This window comes from Marisediminitalea sp., assembly GCF_984433645.1.
On record NZ_CFIDRX010000005.1, the window covers coordinates 46,422 to 63,424 of the forward strand.

Genomic DNA, 17,003 nt, shown 5'->3' on the forward strand with positions numbered 1-17,003 from the left:
AACATACCGTTCGGAGATTACTCTGATGACGGTGTGTCTTCGTCTTCTTTGCCGCGTTTACCGAGCGTAAACTGATAGTACAAATCCACCGCGGTGTGCAGACTTCTTACCACCTCGAGGTACAGGTTATTCATGATCTGATAGCGCAACGCCACTTCCTGGCCGCCACTGTCTTCACTGGAGAACATACCTACACCGTATCGTACCGTCAGGTTAGGGGCGATTTTGCCAGAAATCGCCAGTTTGGTATTGTCGCCCTGCCCGGTGGTCGATACGGTTAAGTCTTCAATGCCGAGCGCTTCACCCACACCGCTGGTCAAGCCTTCTGAGCTGGACAAACCGAAGCCAATCAGCAAGCTGGCGTAGGCGTTCTGGTCCATTTCACTATTGCTGCCGCCCAGTCCACCGCTACCGCTTAACAAGTAAGCCAGGTTTTGCGCCTGATCCATGGTCGGCTCTGAAAACAAATTCACACTGGGTTGCGACGCTGGCCCCTCAATACGCACACCGGCAATGACGTCATCTTCAGTTAGTTCGGGATCGCGAATGGCTTCAACCAGTAACATAGGCTGGTCGATAGGGCCGTTAAACTGCACTTCACCGGTTCGGATAATCAGGTTTTGACCATAGGCTTCGTAGCGGCCGTTTAATATCTGCAGGTCACCAAAGCCCGTTAACGCAGGCTGAGTTTGAACCTTGATGCCGCCACTTAACGAGGCGGTGAGGCCAAATGCGTCGAGCTTCACTTCCTGGGTTTTCGCATCGTCAATTGTCACCATTACATTGGCGTTGATTTGATCAATCAGCGCATCGCTGGGGGGCTCGCCGCGTAGGTGCACGTCTTTTGACGGGGCAATGGCACTGGGCGGCAGGTCATTCACTTTGATTCTGGCATAAGGAATGTCGACCTCGCCCTGAATATCGATTTTTTGCGGCGTAATATGGGCAGTCAAATCCGGTGATACTTTTACCTTGCTGTCGTCGTATTGCACGGTGAATGCTTCACCGGCAAGTGTGAAATTGACCTCAGGTACATCGCGCCAGCTCACATCACCACTCAAGGTGCCTGCGCCGTCGCCCAGCATATATTCGCCGTTAAAGTCGGCATTATCGCCATTCAGCGCGATGGTTTGCTGCCATTGGCTCACTTTCACCGGCAGGTCGTCGCTGTCGATATGGCCGTCGCGGATCGCGAGCGAACCGTTAACAAGTGGCAACGTCATAGGGCCACTGAGAGCCAGCTCGCCATCTATCTGGCCGTCCAGCGCATTCATGTTGGGAAGCAAAGCCTGAAACGGAGCCAGTCGCCAACGATTGATATTGACCGTGCCATCCAGTGTTGGCGTGTCGGCTAAGGGTAGAAGTGTGAGATTAGCCATGATATCGCCAACCTGTGGGCTGCGCACCTCAGAGGTAAACGTTAATTGGTTATCTGCCCAGTTGCCGTTCAACGAGAAGGTGTCAACGGCGAGTACCACTTCACCTTTCGGGCCCACCCGCCAGTCATCGGCGGTTATATCGGCACTAACCCTGGCCTGGGCCTGTTGCGACGCGAGATCCAATTGGCCCTGGCTGGAAAACGACAGGGTTGCCTGATTGCGTTCAAACAACACCTCTGGCGCGAGTTCAAAGGCCCATAGCCCGAGCGGTAACTCGGTTGCGCTGATATCCCACAAAACCTGTTGTGGCGTATAGCTGGCTTCGTTAATGCACAGCTCGCCGTGCTCACGGGATTCCCAGCAATGCGCCGACACATTGAGCTGTTGCGGCGACTGCACAAAAGACAGGTTTACGTCGGTGTTGAGCGCCCAGCGCGTGTTGATCACAGCCAGTTGGGTATCACTCAGAACGCCCTGCCAGCGCCCATTTTGCCAGTTTCCGCTTAAATGCAATTCACTAGTGTAGTCGGGCAACTGCAACGAGGTTGTCAGCGTGTGTTCAGCCAGGCTACCTGCAACATCAACCGTGCCATTGAGCGGGCCTTGTTTAGCCATTGCTTCACTCAGTGCAGGGCTAAGTGTAATGTCGCGAAGCGCAATGGCAGATTGTACGGTTGGGTTATTCCAGTCGCCCTCAATATTCACTGAGCCATCTATGCCGCCTTTTACATCGGGGTACAAATAGCTCAGGTGTGGCAGCTTCAGAGAAATCAGTGCATCGATGTACTGTTGATTAAAGACTTGCCCGATTGCAGAGACTTCATTGTCTTCCAGTTGCGCAGTCAGGTTACCCACCATAATGTCGCTATTGGCTGAATAGACAGCGTCTCCCTGCAACAGAAAATCCCTGTCGTACTGCACACCAGACAGCTGAATATCTGACACCAGAAGGTTTGGACCGCGAGCCGTCATACTGAGCTGCGTTTTAAGCAAGCCGTCGACCATAGTCGGCGCTTGCGGACTCAGCTTTGCTAAGTCGAGTGTTTGAAGATGGGTAAGCCCTTCCCAGCTAATCGCATCGCTGAAATACAGCACGCCGCTGTTTGTGATGGTGCCGTCGAGTAGGTCTGCATTCATGGCACTGACCGCCAGTGAGCGCTCGCCTAATACGGCCTGAATATCGATGGCGGTCGAGGGAATGGCTTCACCCGACACCCCGGTCTGGGCGCTAAGGGCATATTGACCCATTTTTCCCTGTGCAGACAGAACGCCCGCTGCAAGCTGAATGTCCTGAATAGGTTTCAGGCTTTGTTCCGGCCAGTTAAGTTGCAACGACAAGGGCAACTGACTGTTGAGCAGGTTGGCTTGAGCCTGTGCATTGGCCGATACGGTGCCGCTCGCTGCCAGCGTGATTGAAAGATCGCTTAAATCGCCTTTTACTGCCAGGTTTGCTGACTGAGGAAAGTCTTCCAGCGAAGAGCTGGCATCCAGCGACAGCGTAACCGGGTAGTTGCCGGTAAACGCTACCTGGCCAGACACACTGGTTTTGCCTTGCGGTGCTTCAACACTCAGTTGCTTCCACTCAATCTGTCGTTTTTTCACCGCCGCCTTTTGCAATGCGATGTTTAACTTAGTTAACAGGGATTCGCCCTGATAGAGCTGAAGTTGATTAATGGCAATGTCATTGAGGCTGACCAGTAACGGCATGGTAATAGCTGGCAGCGCTGGTGGCTGATAGCTTAAAACGACAGGCGCTGAAGCTGGCGTAGGTTGCGCTTCGGCTTCAGGTAGTGACACCCGAATATCATTAGTATGAAAATGCGCTACTTTGAGCGTGTTTACCCACTCGGCTCGGGCGCTTAGCTGCGCAATGCTGATATTTGCCGCAAAGGTTGAGACGTCGATACCAGTAACCGTAAGGTTATCCAGATGAATGGCTATGGGTAATTCAATGGCGTTGACTGGCTCGTCATTGTCTGGCGTTTCAGGTGCTTCGGCCAATTGCTTTACAACAGGCTGATTAACCGTGAGGGTGTTTATGCACGCCGACGATTGCAATAAGCAGGTCCAATCGTGATCCAGTTCGATACGCGCTACGTCGACTTGCCATTGCGCATTTTGAAAGCGCAATTGTTCTACGGTCAGCGTTGACCACAAACTGCCGGATAGAGACGATACCGAGAGGCCCGGCACGCTGTGATTGGCGGCGTATTGAATGACTGGCATGCCCAGTGGCGATAGCAGCACGCCGGCGAGCGTAGCCACACTCACCACTGAATACAAAAATACTTTTGCGAGGCGATTTATACTCATAGTTCAGGCCCCAGCGTAAAGTGGAAGCGCCAGGTATTTTCGAATTCGCTGTGCCCCCGGGCAATGTAGAATCGCACCGGGCCAATTAGCGTAAGCCAATGGGCACCAATGCCGTAACCGGTGGTCAACGGGTCCGCAAAATCATTGGTTGCTGTACCGACATCGGCAAAGACCGCCGCGCGCCAGGAATCAGTGACAGGGTAGGCGTATTCCGCACTGGCCGTTGCCAGGTACTTACCCCCGGTTAATACGCGTTGGCCCTCGTCGTTTAATACCGAGGGTGCGATTTCCTGATAGCTAAAACCACGGATACTTTGGTCACCACCGGTAAAGAATCGCAAACTCGACGGCACGCGGTCGAAATCTTCGGTTTCGATGGCGCCGGCTTCGGCACGTAAAAATAGCCGGTGTGTGTTGTTGAGCGTGGCAATATACTTGGCTTTGGCGGTCATTTTCAGCAGTGAGATGTCACTGCCGGCATTTTCATGTGCGCCCTGCATGGCAACCACAAAAAATTTGCCCTGGTTAATGCTCAGGGCGTTGTCGGATTCACTGTAGCCAATAGAGTATCCGGGCATGAGCAAACTGATGGTTTGCGGGTCGCTGATACCTTGGGTAAACATTTCACGTTCGTAAGACAGGGAAATACTGCGCTGCCAGGGCGAATCGGCTTCTTTCCAGAACCGGTGACCGGAAATACTCAGTTTTTCACTTTTGGTGTCGCTGGTGGTGTTGTCTTCAAACTCATAACTGGTTTTGATGCTGGCGTAATCGTTGTTCACGTCTTCCAGCGGAATCCGGTAGTCCAGACTGGCGGCCTGCTCGGGTTTAGAGATGTATACTTCACCGGTAATAGAGTGTCCACGGGAGTTTACCCAGGGGCGCTCCCAGCGGCCTCGCACCCGGGGGCCGGTGTCAGAGCTGGCTCCCCCACCCACGTTAAATATGTCCCTGGGTAAGTGAGACAGGGTTATTTCAATTGGTACGTTTACACCGTCGGCCTGACTTACCAGAGGACGGGCAATGGCGCGTTGGAAGTAGCCGGTTTCATTTAGACGGCGATTAAACGTAGTGAGTTTTGCTGCGCTGTAAGGATCGCCAGATTTGAAGGGTTGCAGACGGCCAATGATCGCCTTGGCTCTGTCATCGCCGACTAACCTGACCTCGCCGAAGGCATACTGCCTGCCACTTTGCGCGATTAGCAGCACGTTTGCTTCGTTTTCCTCTCTCACCAAATCGAGCCGGGTTGCCTGCCAGTAAAAATCAAAGTAGCCGTTCGACAATGCATAGTTAAACATGTCTGACTTAAACTTTTCGTAGGTTGGCTGATGCAATACATCGCCTTTTTTGATGGCCAGCGCGTTAAATCTCTCGCGAAAAGCCGGGTCATCCCTGCCCTCGCCGATAATCTCCCGGTTCACGTTGGCCACGATAAGCGGATCGCCTAAAACAACGTTAATAATGACGTCTTCGTTTTCAATGGAAACTGCTACGTCAGCGTTGTAGTAACCAAATGGCTGAAGCGCAGTATTGACTGTCTTTATGATACGTTCCTGGGTTGCTTCGTCGGGTACCGTACCGGAAAAAGAGATGTTGGCCAGGTACAAACCGATATTCTTTTTTAATTCACTTTTTTCTACGCCCGTGAGTTCGTAGTCCAGCGTTGTGGCTGCCTGCAAAACAGGCGCAGTGGCAGTCACAATAAGTAGGCTAAGGGCGATGATTAACGTGCGAAGCGACATGGGTTAACGTGTGGTTCCTTACACCGGGTATGGCAAGTAGCTATTTGAGTGATGACAGGTAAATCGAGACGTCAGTTTACCGTTATCACGCGTATTGCTACAGCAATTTCGTTGAAACGTGGCGTATTTACGACACAGCGTGTAACAACTACAGAGCCAACAGAGGCTGATTTGATTGCCTCGACTGCTGCGATTAATTATATTACTGATCATAATATCCTATAAATACAAGGAATGTTGCCATGAAGCGCTTTGCAAAAGGCGTGATTATGCTGTGTTTGTGCATAGTCTCTGCTGCCCCTGTTTCTCTCGCCACTGCTAATGAAGAAGCAAAATTAACGCCAATTGAAGTCTTTAGCCGATTGCCGCAGTTCTATTCTGTTGCATTATCGCCGAGCGGGAATCGCATTGCGATGGAACGCAACTCCGAGAGTGAAGACCTGGCGGCACTGATGACGCTGGATATAGAAACCGGCAAGGTTTTTTACCTGCTAAGAGCTGACAACAAGAAAGTTAAAATTAACTGGTACCGCTGGGCTAACGATGAAGATCTGTTGGTAAGCGCAAAATATGAGATATCGGAAGCGGGCACCAAGTACTTCAAAACCCGACTGTATGTCATGAAGTATAACGAGCAGGGCGGCGATCCCGAGCAAGTTATCGACTGGCGTCATATCAAACGATATCAGGAAAATTCAAAACGCGCGCCGCAGTTCCAGGACGAAATCATCGATATGCTGCCGGATGATCCTGACCACATTTTAATGGCTATCGATATTGCGCGCCCTCTTGAACCGTCTGTGTTCAAAGTGAATGTTAAAACCCGCAAGATCAGCCGTTTGGAAAAAGGCAAGAAACGCATCCGCGACTGGATGACTGATCGCCAGGGCAATCTGCGTATTGGTATTACACTGAACTACGAAACCGGCGACCGTGATATCTATCTGCTGAATGAAGAAGACGAATACGAAAAGCTGTTCTCTTACAATGTGTCTGACGACAAACCGATAAGCATTGCAGGGTTTGCGGCCGATCCGAATATCCTGTATTTCAAGAGATACCTGGGCGACTACCGGGCCTTGTACAAAATGGATTTAACTACCCGCGAAGAAACCTTGGTTTACGCTGATGACGAGTACGATGTGGACGGCAGCCTGATTTATTCGCCTGTCACCAAAGACGCAATTGGTGTACGTCACGCTAACGCCAAAGGCGGACGTTACTATTGGGAGCCTCGCTATGAAGCGTTGCAGGAGAACCTGAATAACGTACTAAAAGATCGCAAAAACTACCTGGTTAAGTTCAGTCAGAATGAGGATGTGTACCTGTTGTATTCTGAAAGTGACACCCACCCGGGCCGTTATTACGTTGGTAACCAGCGCGAAGGAACCTTGAAATTCCTGTTCGACCAGTATCCCGATATTGTGCCGGAGTCGTTGAGTGACCACACACGGGTTGATATTACCATGCGTGATAAAGCGACCATTGAGGGTTACTTAACGTTACCTAAACACGGCGAAGCGCCTTACCCTACGGTTATTTTCCCACACGGTGGCCCTGGTGGCCGTGACTACGCGGGATTCGATTACTGGACTGCGTATTTCAACAGCCGTGGTTACGCCGTTATGCGCCCGAATTTCAGAGGCTCGACAGGGTATGGTTACTCGTTCAGTGAAGCACAGATGCAAAGCTGGGGCATGGCCATGCAGGACGACATAGCCGATGCAACGCAATGGATGATTGACCAAGGCTATACTGATAAAACCAAAGTCTGCATTGTGGGCGCCAGTTACGGTGGTTTCGCTGCGTTGGCCGCTACGGTTAAAAGCCCTGAAATGTATACCTGTGCAGTGAGCTTTGCAGGGGTGAGTGATTTAGACAGACTGGTATTTCGCGCCCGTGCCTTTGTGAATAAAAAGCTGGTGAAAAAGCAAATTGGGGAAGACCAGGATGATCGTGAGCGTCGCTCACCGATTAACTTTGTGGAGAACATTAAAACGCCTATTTTGCTGATCCACGGTGAGGAAGATCGCGTGGTGCACGTTGAGCAAAGCCGCAATATGGCCGAGGAGCTGGAAGATCACGACAAAGTCTTCGAGTATGTGGAATTGCCTTTTGGTAATCACCATCTGTCTATTCAATCCAACCGCATGAAAACGTTTGAAGCGATGGACACATTCCTCAGCAAATACCTGCAATAAAAGGAAAGGCTGCCTGGCGTTGATCTGGATCAGCGCCAGTGGCTTTAACACCTTATTCCGCAACGGTTTGGGCGTACACTAAGATCATCAACAGGAGATCTTACCGTGACAAACAGCCAAACCACTCAAACCGAAAACCCACAGCCGCAAGCCGCTATTCCGGTAGTAGCTGAAGTACCCACAGCGCCCCACAGTATTGGTGAAAAACGCCACGACGAACAGTACATTGCTGAATCGTTTCGTTCCGGGGAATATCCATATAAACGCAAAATCACCCGGCAGTTTTACGAACAACACAAACGCCAGTTGCAGGTTGAGTTGCTAAAAGTACAGAAATGGGTAAAAGACACCGGCGAGCGTGTGGTAATGATCTTCGAAGGGCGTGACGCGGCGGGTAAAGGGGGCACGATAAAGCGCTTTATGGAGCACCTTAATCCTCGTGGTGCCCGGGTGGTTGCACTGGAAAAGCCGTCTGACGAAGAAAAAGGCCAGTGGTATTTTCAGCGTTATATAAAACACCTGCCAACGGCCGGGGAGATCGTGCTGTTTGACCGGTCCTGGTACAACCGTGCCGGCGTAGAGCGAGTCATGGGCTTTTGCGAACCCAACGAATACCTGGAGTTTATGCGTCAAACGCCAGAGCTGGAACGCATGCTGGTGAACAGTGGCATTCGCGTCTTCAAGTTCTGGTTCTCGGTAACTCAGGAAGAGCAGACCCGTCGGTTCCAACGTCGCGAGACTGATCCGCTGAAGCAATGGAAGCTCAGCCCGATTGACAAACTGGCTCAGCAAAAGTGGGACGATTATACTGAAGCAAAAGAAGCCATGTTCTTCTACACCGACACGGCTGATGCGCCCTGGGTCGTGATCAAGTCAGACGATAAAAAGCGGGCCCGTCTGAACTGTATGCAGTACTTCCTGCATGAACTGCCCTATCCGAACAAAGACAAGCACATAGCCAAAGCGCCCGATCCGTTAATTGTAGGCAGGGCGGCTACTGTAATTGAGCGCGACAACCACATCCTGGGTAAAACCCTTCACCCTGAACAACAAAAAGCCTGATTGTCGATGACTACCCACGCCCGGTAAAAGTGTCTGTTACGACAGACACTTTTACTGGGTTGTGTCGGAAGCGTTTCTTGTTGTTTTTGTAACTCATTGTTAATTAATAAAAATAAAAGTTGGCAAGCTTTTCGCTATATCTATGTCACTAGACATTTCTCGTGATGAAGTTAATTACAAACCGCGCCCGACACGTACAAGCCGCATTGGCTCAAATACCGTGATTCGGTGAGGTTTGAGAAAGGAGAACGCCAATGTTGTTGATAATTGTGCTTATGACTGTGCTAACCGGTGTCGTAATAAAACGTCTGGGGGTATCGCACAGTATGCAAGGCATGGGTAAGCTGGTTCTGCTTACCAGTATTTATCTGGTATTTTTGTACAAGGTAGTACTTGGCTTAATCACGCGCAGATAACGCATTAAGAAACAAGAGAAACGGAGACACACATGACACACGTAAAACAAGTATTCACCCTCATTTTTGTCGGACTATTCACTATTACCCTGGCGGCGTGTAGCGATGACAATGCCGAACAGGCAGAAGATAAGCTGGACAGCCTGAAAGAGAGCACCAGTAACGTGTTTAAAGACGCGAAGGAAGCGGCTGCAGACGCGACTGACAAGGCAAAAGAAATGGCTGAAGACGCTGCAGACAAAGCAGAAGAACTAGCCGAAGACACAGCCGATGCGATTGAAGATACCTGCGAAAAAGCGAAAGACAAGTTAGATATGGAAGACAAAGACTGTTAACTATTCAAACACGCCGGGTAACCTTATGTTACCCGGTTGTGTTAATTGTCTATGGCGTATTAGGTTTATAGTCAAACCACGTGTAACGCGCTTTGCTGTTACTGGCTTTGCCATTCCCGGTTGCATAAGGGCCTACATAGACACCGGTGAAGCCGCCTATGGTTTCGGAACTCAGGTAACGGGCACTGACACTGTCTAAAACGGTGGCCTTACCTTGCTGTTCAAACCCAAAATGGAAGTCACTTCCTGTTCCTTCTACCGTTAAGACTACCGGACCCGGTGCTAAAGTACGCTTTTCCGAAGTGTAGTTAATCTCGCCAAACTGGAAGGTGGCCTGGATATATCGGGTGCCATTGTCTGTACCGACCATGATATCGAAATGCGTACCGTTGTTGAGCAGCGTTAATCCGGCTTTTTCATGACTCGCGGCCGGCTCAAAATGTAACTCCGTGCTGGCTTTGAAGTGAGTGTGTTGCAAGCGGCGACCAACGAAACTCACGCCTTTTTGATGTGGATTACCCAACGTGTGGGCCGAGCCGGTCAGCACCAGGGCTTTTTTGTTGGTGTTTATACTGACACCCGCTGGTGGTGGCGACTGAACATAATTCCATGTAAGTCCCAGCGGCTTGTCAAAAGTAGTGCGCACCGGATCTGGGGCAACAGGCACTAAGGGCAACGTGGGAACACGCATTTCTGGCGTAATCGTGCCGTTACCGTTCACTTGGGGCCAGCCAAATTCCGGCCAGCTGACCGGCGACAGGCAGGTTTCTCTGCCCAGAGTGTGGTGAACGCCGCCTTCAATAACGCTTCGGTAACCGTGAAACACCATCCAGTGGCTGCCATCGTCAGCCTGAATCATGTCGCCGTGGCCGAGACCCTGAATGGGGTTTTGCTGACCGGCACGATTTACATGTGTCACAATGGGATTGGCCGGATTACTGTAATACGGACCAGCAATGTTGTGGCTGCGCGCAATGGTTATGGAATGTGCTTCTTCTGTGCCTCCCTCGGCCGCCATCAAATAATACCAGCCGTCCTTTTTGTAAATGTGTGGGCCTTCTGCATAGCGCCCGCCTTCGGTCGCCCAAACAGGGCCAGTCTCATTCAGCACTTTTCCGGTTTTAATATCGATTTCATACAAGGTGAAAGCAGAGTTGATGACGTACACTTTGCCGTCGTCATCGAAGAACAGGTCAGGGTCAATATGAGGTATGTCTATCCAGATAGGATCAGACCAGGGGCCGGCTGGGTCATCTGCTGTCATGATAAAATTCCAACCGTAGCCCACGTTGGTGGTAACAATATAAAACGTACCGTCGTGGTAGCGCAGGGTAACGGCGAAGATGTTCACGCCATCGGGTAACTGTTCAGGCCGGTCAATGACATGGCCAATCTGTTCCCAGTTAACCAGGTCTTTACTGCGGAACACCGGAATGCCTGGAAAATACTCAAAGGTGCTGGATACCAGATAATAGTACTCCCCCGCTTTTGTTATGCTCGGGTCTGAGTAAAAACCGGGAAGAACCGGGTTAGTGTAAGTAACAGGTTTTGACGTATCAATTGATGCATTGAAAGGTGTGCTAGCTGGTTGTGCAGCGATTGCCGGCATAGCTAACAAGAGTAAAAAGACCGGCCTCAAATGGCGTGTGGCGTGAGCAATAAAGTCAGTGAACATGGCGGAATCAGGTTAATTTCAATTGTTAATAGAATGTAGTTGACCGTACACGCTGTTAAGTCGCCTAACTATTATCAAAATGGGTTTTGCTGTTATTAAATTCGAGATCCATAGTCAGGGTTTATAGGGCAATAGACCGTTCAAATAATATGCGGTTCTGCTCGATGGTTTTTGACTGATTTTATGGTCAAATCCACGTATTCTGCCCCCTCTTGATGCGCATTTAGCGTATACTGAACGGCTTGGTGATTTCTGCCAGGCGACTGATAGTGAGCAGCACTTACTCACTCATGAAGACAAGATTAAAGAGATTATGACCCAGTCCACAGTAAATGCTAAACCCGTATTAGGTATGGCCGAATTTGTAATGCTTATGGCGTTTATGACGTCGCTGGTGGCGTTAAGCATTGACGCCATGTTGCCTGCGCTCGACGTTATTGGGCATCACCTGGGTGCGAAGGACATTCACGAAAGCCACCTTATTGTGTCACTGTTTTTTGGTGGCATGGCGTTCGGACAGCTGTTTTTTGGACCCTATTGCGATGCGCGTGGACGACGCGAAGCTATTATGCTGGGCCTGGGTATTTTCGTAATGGGTACGTTGGTTTGTATGATCGCCGACGATATGACAACCATGTTAATCGGCCGCTTGATACAGGCTTTTGGCGTCTCAGGCCCGCGTATTGCGTCGATGGCGGTGATTCGCGATCAGTTCGCTGGGGAAGCTATGGCAAGGGTCATGTCGTTCATTATGATGGTGTTTATCTTGGTGCCAATGATTGCGCCAATGGTTGGCCAGTGGGTGATCAGTGTGGCATCGTGGACGCACATTTTCACGTTATTCCTGGTGGTTTCCAGCGGTGTTGGCTTGTGGTACTTCATACGTCAGCCTGAAACCCTGCCGGTGGAAGACCGCGTGCCCTTTTCCTGGGCGCAGTTCTTTCGTTCGTCAAAATTCATTCTCACACACCGTGATGTGATTGGCCCAACCGTGGCCATGGGCTGCGTGTTTGGTGCGTTTTTATCCTATATCAGCGCTTCGCAAACCATTTTTGTAGGCTTTTATGAAGTCGGTGATATGTTCGCGTACGTGTTTGCATTTCTGGCTTTCTCCATTGGTCTGGCATCTTACATGAACAGCCGTATTGTGATGCGTTGGGGCATGAAAAAGGTCACCAGCATGGCATTGTACGGGGTGCTTGTATTTTCTGCGGTGCTGGTGGTTGAAATGGTGATTTTCGCAGGGCTTCCACCGTTGCCGCTGGCGCTCATCACTTTGTTTATTGGCTTTTTCTTTGTTGGCCTGTTGTTTGGTAATTTGAATGCAATTGCCATGCAGCCACTGGGTAAATTAGCGGGTATTGGCGCAGCCATTATTGGGTCGCTGTCGAGCATTATTTCAGTGCCGGTTGCTATGGGCATAGACGCCTTCTTAACAGACAACCTGTACCCGATTGCGATCGGGTTTCTGATCTTTTTCTCGCTGGCTAAGCTGGTTATTACGCCAACGTTAAAAGCCGAGCCCGAACCTACAGAAAGCTAGAAAACAGATGGCAGCCTGGTTTGACGTTCGTTACACCAGGCTGTGTGTTTTGCTATTTCACTCTCGCAAGGTGGACTTGGGCTCGCGGACGCTGATTTTCTACGATTTCCACTATACGGCTTTGGCGCTCGCCGTTACGCAGTTTGTCGTACTGAATCTGTTTCATTTCCAATTGGCGGGCAAACTCGTAAAAGGCCATGCAGTCTTCCCTACTCAGTTCATTGTGCTGGCGTGTTAGTTGTGTATCGATATACAGATTGTCACCATTTGCGGTAAGTGTGGAAACCGCATCATAAGGTTGCCCGTACTTTTCTACCCGCAGTGCCCGTACCATTTTAACTTCAAAAATCCAGTCGCCCACCTGTGTGAACCTGGTAATACCTGACTGCATGTGTAACTCCTAGCGCTCTATCTGCTGCTTTCGAAACAGCTTTCATTATGTGATCAGTGAACTTGTGCAAACAGATCGCTATTACAATATGCGTGCCAGAAGAAATGGTATTTAAAAACAGTGGTTTGTGAAAATAGTACGAAAGGAGGCCTGTGATATTCGTTGCCAAACTGCAACACAATGGGCGTAGTCGATGATATAACCCTTGGCTTGTCATCCCTGAATCGCGAAGCGATATCAGGGAATTTTATTCATGCTGGTTCACCACACATCGCCGTTACTAGCGCAGCACATTAATTACGAGAATATGAAGTGAATTTGTCTGAAAGTATGGCTGCGTGCTACTGTGAAGATTCAGTATTAAGGTGTTGTGTTTAGAAAATATGCAAAAAGAAAACGGTGATACGGAGATTGCTTTTTTGGCTGCAGTTTTTTTCTGGTTAGCGACTTTTGGCACTGGCTGGTTATCTAAATCTATTTTCGAATCATGGCAAAGTGGTACGGTTTTCGAGCTAGTGGGCAGAAAGGCAAGGATTCTGAATCTTTTTCCTACATGGTTTATTTTCATTCTGTCCGTTGTGGCCGTAGCGTTTATGGCTTTCTATGCATTTAAGCAAACGCTAAAGTTTGTCACATACATAAGAAGTTAATTGGCTGTTGTTTTTCAAAGGGAAAAGCTATGTAAGCCCGAGTGTGGGCAAATCCCAGACATAAAAAAGCCCGACCAAATTGGTCGGGCAAAAGGGCTTGGTTAAGCACCTAACGACAGAAACTGTCTACGCTTCAATGATGGCTTTCATATCCGTCATGTAACCGCGTAATTCTTTACCGATTGACTCAACGCCGTGGTTGCGAATCGCTTCGTTAATTTCTACCAGGCGCTTGTTTTCTACCTGGTTAGACGTCACGTCAAGACCGGTGCCAATCACATCAGTTTTGATGTTTGGCATAAACTTCTCACGTAGCAATGGCACTGCTGCGTTGGCAAACAAGTAGTTACCGTACTCTGCAGTGTCAGAGATAACCACGTTCATTTCGTACAGACGCTTACGGGCAATCGTGTTCGAAATCAGTGGTGTTTCGTGCAGTGATTCGTAGTATGCAGACTCAGGTAAGATACCCGCTTCAACCATTACGTCGAAGGCTACTTCAACACCACACTTAATCATTGCTACTAATAGAATTCCTTTGTCAAAGAACTCTTGTTCGCTAATAGTACCGTCATACTTTGGCGCATTCTCGAAACCAGATTGGCCAGTTTCTTCACGCCATTTCAGCAGGTTAGCATCGCCATTCGCCCAGTCTTCCATCATAGTGCGAGAGAACTCACCACTGATGATGTCATCCTGATGCTTCTCGAACAGTGGACGAAGCAATGCAGTTAATTCTTCAGACAGCTCGTAAGCCTTAACCTTTGCAGGGTTAGACAAACGGTCCATCATGTTAGTTACGCCACCGATTTTCAGTGCTTCAGTAATGGCTTCTAAACCGAACTGAATCAATGCAGCTGCATAACCCGGGTCGATTCCGTCAGCAGTCATTTTCTCGTAAGCAAGAATTGCTGCGGCTTGTTGCATACCACACAGAATGGTTTGCTCACCCATCAAATCAGATTTTACTTCAGCAACAAATGATGATTCCAGAACACCTGCACGGTCACCGCCAGTTGCGCTTGCCAGTGCTTTAGCGATATCCCAGCCTTCACCTTTCGGATCGTTCTCAGGGTGAACCGCAATCAGTGTAGGTACACCAAAGCCGCGCTTATATTCTTCACGTACTTCAGTACCAGGACACTTAGGAGCACACATTACAACAGTAATGTCGCTACGAATCTGCTGGCCTTCTTCAACAATGTTGAAGCCGTGTGAGTAACCTAATGCAGCGCCTTCTTTCATCAGAGGCATCACTGCTTCTACCACACTGGCGTGTTGCTTGTCTGGCGTTAAGTTGTAAACCAGATCAGCAGTAGGGATCAGATCCTGATACGTACCTACTGTAAAACCGTTGCTGGTGGCGCGTTGATAAGAATCACGCTTTTCATCAATTGCTGCCTGACGCAGTGCATATGCTACGTCTAACCCGGAGTCACGCATGTTAAGACCCTGGTTAAGGCCTTGTGCACCGCAGCCAACGATGACAATTTTCTTACCTTTCAGGAACTCACAGCCATCAGCAAATTCTTCGCGCTTCATAAAGCGACAGCGACCCAGTTGGTCTAACTGCTGACGTAAAGACAGGGTGTTAAAATAATTAGCCATAAATATAATAATTCCGAACTTCTTTCTGTCGTAATCCCTCGCTTCACTCAGCAGGGATGACCTCGTCAATGACGACTTGCAGCGAACAATACGCTACCCCATTCGTTTTGAAAAATGATATATTTGCAAAACAGTATTGCAAAAAGTGAAATACTCATGGATTTTCGCAGTCTACAACTGTTCAATCATCTCGCAAAAAGCTTACATTTTGGTGACACTGCCGAATCAATGTATGTCTCACCTTCCACGCTAAGCCGCGTAATACAAAGGCTGGAGGAAGAGTGTGGGTGTGTGCTTTTCAAACGCGACAACCGTTCGGTTGCGTTGACTCACGGCGGCCACAAGTTGCTCAACTTTAGTGAGACGGTGCTAAAAGAATGGCAACAGGTCAGACAAGAACTCAGCGCTGATGAGCAATCGCTGAAAGGAGAATTGAGTCTGTATTGCTCTGTTACCGCCAGTCAGAGCCATCTTCCTGCGTTGCTATCGCGCTATCGCCAACACTATCCGGGGGTTGATATTCGACTGGTCACCGGTGATCCCGGGTTAGCCATCGACAACGTCAAACAGCAAAAATGTGATGTCGCAATAGCCATAAATAGCCCGGGTTTTCCCACTGACTTGTGTTTTTCCGGTATGGACCACGTGCCGCTGGTGCTTATAGCGCCGCGGGACTGGCGACTAACCCAGTTGAGCCAGGTTGACTGGCGCAAGCTGCAAGTGGTGCTGCCTGAACAAGGCCCGAGTCGCCGCATTGTGTATCACTGGTTTGCTGAACATGGCATTCGGCCCAATGTCTATGCCTCGGTAGGCGGTAACGAGGCTATTGTGTCTATGGTTGCGCTGGGCTGCGGTGTCGGGTTTGTGCCTCAGGTTGTATTGGATCACAGTGGTATGGCGGGGAGCGTGTCACGCATACTGGTTGAAGATATTGGCTCCTACGAGCTGGGTCTGGCCTGTTTGGAGTCGCGCCGGCATGAGCCTCTGGTCGATGCCCTGTTTCAACTGGTATTAAACTGACGTATAAGTGTATCCAGCGCCCGGTATCCCAGTGCTTCTGCAATATGTCGATGGGTTATGTGTTCGGCTTCTTCCAGATCGGCAATGGTGCGTGAGACTTTAATAGTACGGTGAAATACCCGCATCGATAAATTCAGCTTGGTGGCAGCCCGCCGAAGGAAGGTGAAGCTGTCTTCATCCAGTTTGCAGAATTCTGTTAATTCGGCGACGCTCAGTTCCGCATTAGCCTTAAGTTGGCGCTTGAACTGGCGTTCCATTGCGCGTTCCACCAACGCTTGTGCCTCTATGGCACTGTCTTCACCGGTGGGCGATGTAGCCAGTTCATACTGGTCTGGTTTACGCACCTCTATTTGCAAATCAATTCTTTCTAACAATGGCCCTGAAAGCCGGCTCAGGTAGCGCTGAACCTGTTGCGGCGTGCTGCGGCCATCATTGATATCACCCGTTGGGCTGGGATTCATTGCCGCTAAAAACTGGAAGTTTGCCGGATACCTTGCCTGACCGGATACGCGCGATAAGCATATGTCGCCGGTTTCCAACGGCTCGCGCAGTACGTCCAGGGCCTGACGACCAAATTCTGGTAATTCATCGAGAAACAATACGCCATTGTGGGCGAGTGACACTTCTCCAGGCGACGGATGCGTACCGCCGCCTGTTAATGCTATTGC

The 17,003-nt window shown here is 49.7% G+C and carries 12 protein-coding genes; 6 read left to right on the plus strand and 6 right to left on the minus strand.

The genetic code is table 11. The features are described from left to right. Positions 1–17 precede the first annotated feature (17 nt). Both AC4MRN_RS01650 and AC4MRN_RS01655 read right to left on the minus strand, forming a co-directional pair. The gene (locus AC4MRN_RS01650; RefSeq protein ID WP_491202315.1) at positions 18–3,692 is read right to left on the minus strand and encodes a translocation/assembly module TamB domain-containing protein; all 3,675 of its coding nucleotides are present in this window, start codon (positions 3,690–3,692) and stop codon (positions 18–20) included. Next, a complete protein-coding gene (locus tag AC4MRN_RS01655; protein ID WP_491202316.1) occupies positions 3,689–5,434 on the minus strand; it encodes an autotransporter assembly complex protein TamA in 1,746 nt (581 codons plus the stop codon). The genes AC4MRN_RS01650 and AC4MRN_RS01655 overlap by 4 nt, the downstream gene beginning before the upstream one ends. A 242-nt stretch (positions 5,435–5,676) precedes the next feature. Between AC4MRN_RS01655 and AC4MRN_RS01660 the strand changes: the two genes are divergently transcribed. The 4 genes from AC4MRN_RS01660 (at position 5,677) to AC4MRN_RS01675 (ending at position 9,448) form a co-directional block, all read left to right on the plus strand. Further along, the gene (locus tag AC4MRN_RS01660; protein ID WP_491202317.1) at positions 5,677–7,635 is read left to right on the plus strand and encodes an alpha/beta hydrolase family protein; all 1,959 of its coding nucleotides are present in this window, start codon (positions 5,677–5,679) and stop codon (positions 7,633–7,635) included. A gap of 105 nt (positions 7,636–7,740) precedes the next feature. Continuing rightward, positions 7,741–8,697, plus strand: coding sequence for a polyphosphate kinase 2 (gene ppk2 / locus AC4MRN_RS01665; protein WP_084526184.1), 957 nt, complete (start codon positions 7,741–7,743; stop codon positions 8,695–8,697). Positions 8,698–8,951: 254 nt separating this feature from the next. Beyond that, complete coding sequence (locus AC4MRN_RS01670) at positions 8,952–9,113, plus strand: hypothetical protein (protein ID WP_155523178.1); 162 nt, start codon at positions 8,952–8,954, stop codon at positions 9,111–9,113. A 32-nt stretch (positions 9,114–9,145) separates the two neighbouring features. Then, entirely contained in the window at positions 9,146–9,448 is a 303-nt protein-coding gene (locus AC4MRN_RS01675) for a hypothetical protein (RefSeq protein ID WP_370240346.1), read from the plus strand. Positions 9,449–9,497: 49 nt separating this feature from the next. Here AC4MRN_RS01675 and AC4MRN_RS01680 read toward each other — a convergent pair whose 3' ends face one another. Next, positions 9,498–11,123: a glycoside hydrolase family 43 protein gene (locus tag AC4MRN_RS01680; protein WP_491202318.1), complete on the minus strand. Its 1,626-nt coding sequence runs from the start codon at positions 11,121–11,123 to the stop codon at positions 9,498–9,500. A gap of 313 nt (positions 11,124–11,436) precedes the next feature. On the opposite strand from AC4MRN_RS01680, the gene AC4MRN_RS01685 reads away from it, so the two are divergent. Then, entirely contained in the window at positions 11,437–12,666 is a 1,230-nt protein-coding gene (locus tag AC4MRN_RS01685) for a multidrug effflux MFS transporter (protein ID WP_255051872.1), read from the plus strand. A gap of 52 nt (positions 12,667–12,718) precedes the next feature. Here AC4MRN_RS01685 and AC4MRN_RS01690 read toward each other — a convergent pair whose 3' ends face one another. Both AC4MRN_RS01690 and ilvC read right to left on the minus strand, forming a co-directional pair. Next, on the minus strand, positions 12,719–13,057 hold the full coding sequence (locus AC4MRN_RS01690; protein ID WP_073318203.1) for a PDDEXK family nuclease: 339 nt from the start codon (positions 13,055–13,057) through the stop codon (positions 12,719–12,721). A 776-nt stretch (positions 13,058–13,833) separates the two neighbouring features. Continuing rightward, positions 13,834–15,315, minus strand: a complete 1,482-nt coding sequence (gene ilvC, locus AC4MRN_RS01695) for a ketol-acid reductoisomerase (protein WP_491202319.1) — start codon at positions 15,313–15,315, stop codon at positions 13,834–13,836. Between the two features lie 156 nt (positions 15,316–15,471). Between ilvC and ilvY the strand changes: the two genes are divergently transcribed. Then, a complete protein-coding gene (ilvY, locus tag AC4MRN_RS01700) occupies positions 15,472–16,335 on the plus strand; it encodes an HTH-type transcriptional activator IlvY (RefSeq protein ID WP_073318742.1) in 864 nt (287 codons plus the stop codon). On the opposite strand, the gene AC4MRN_RS01705 is transcribed toward ilvY, so the two are convergent. After that, positions 16,317–17,003 (minus strand): ATP-binding protein (locus AC4MRN_RS01705; RefSeq protein ID WP_491202320.1); only part of this gene is annotated, 687 nt, incomplete at its 5' end. The two genes, ilvY and AC4MRN_RS01705, sit on opposite strands and share 19 nt — an antisense overlap.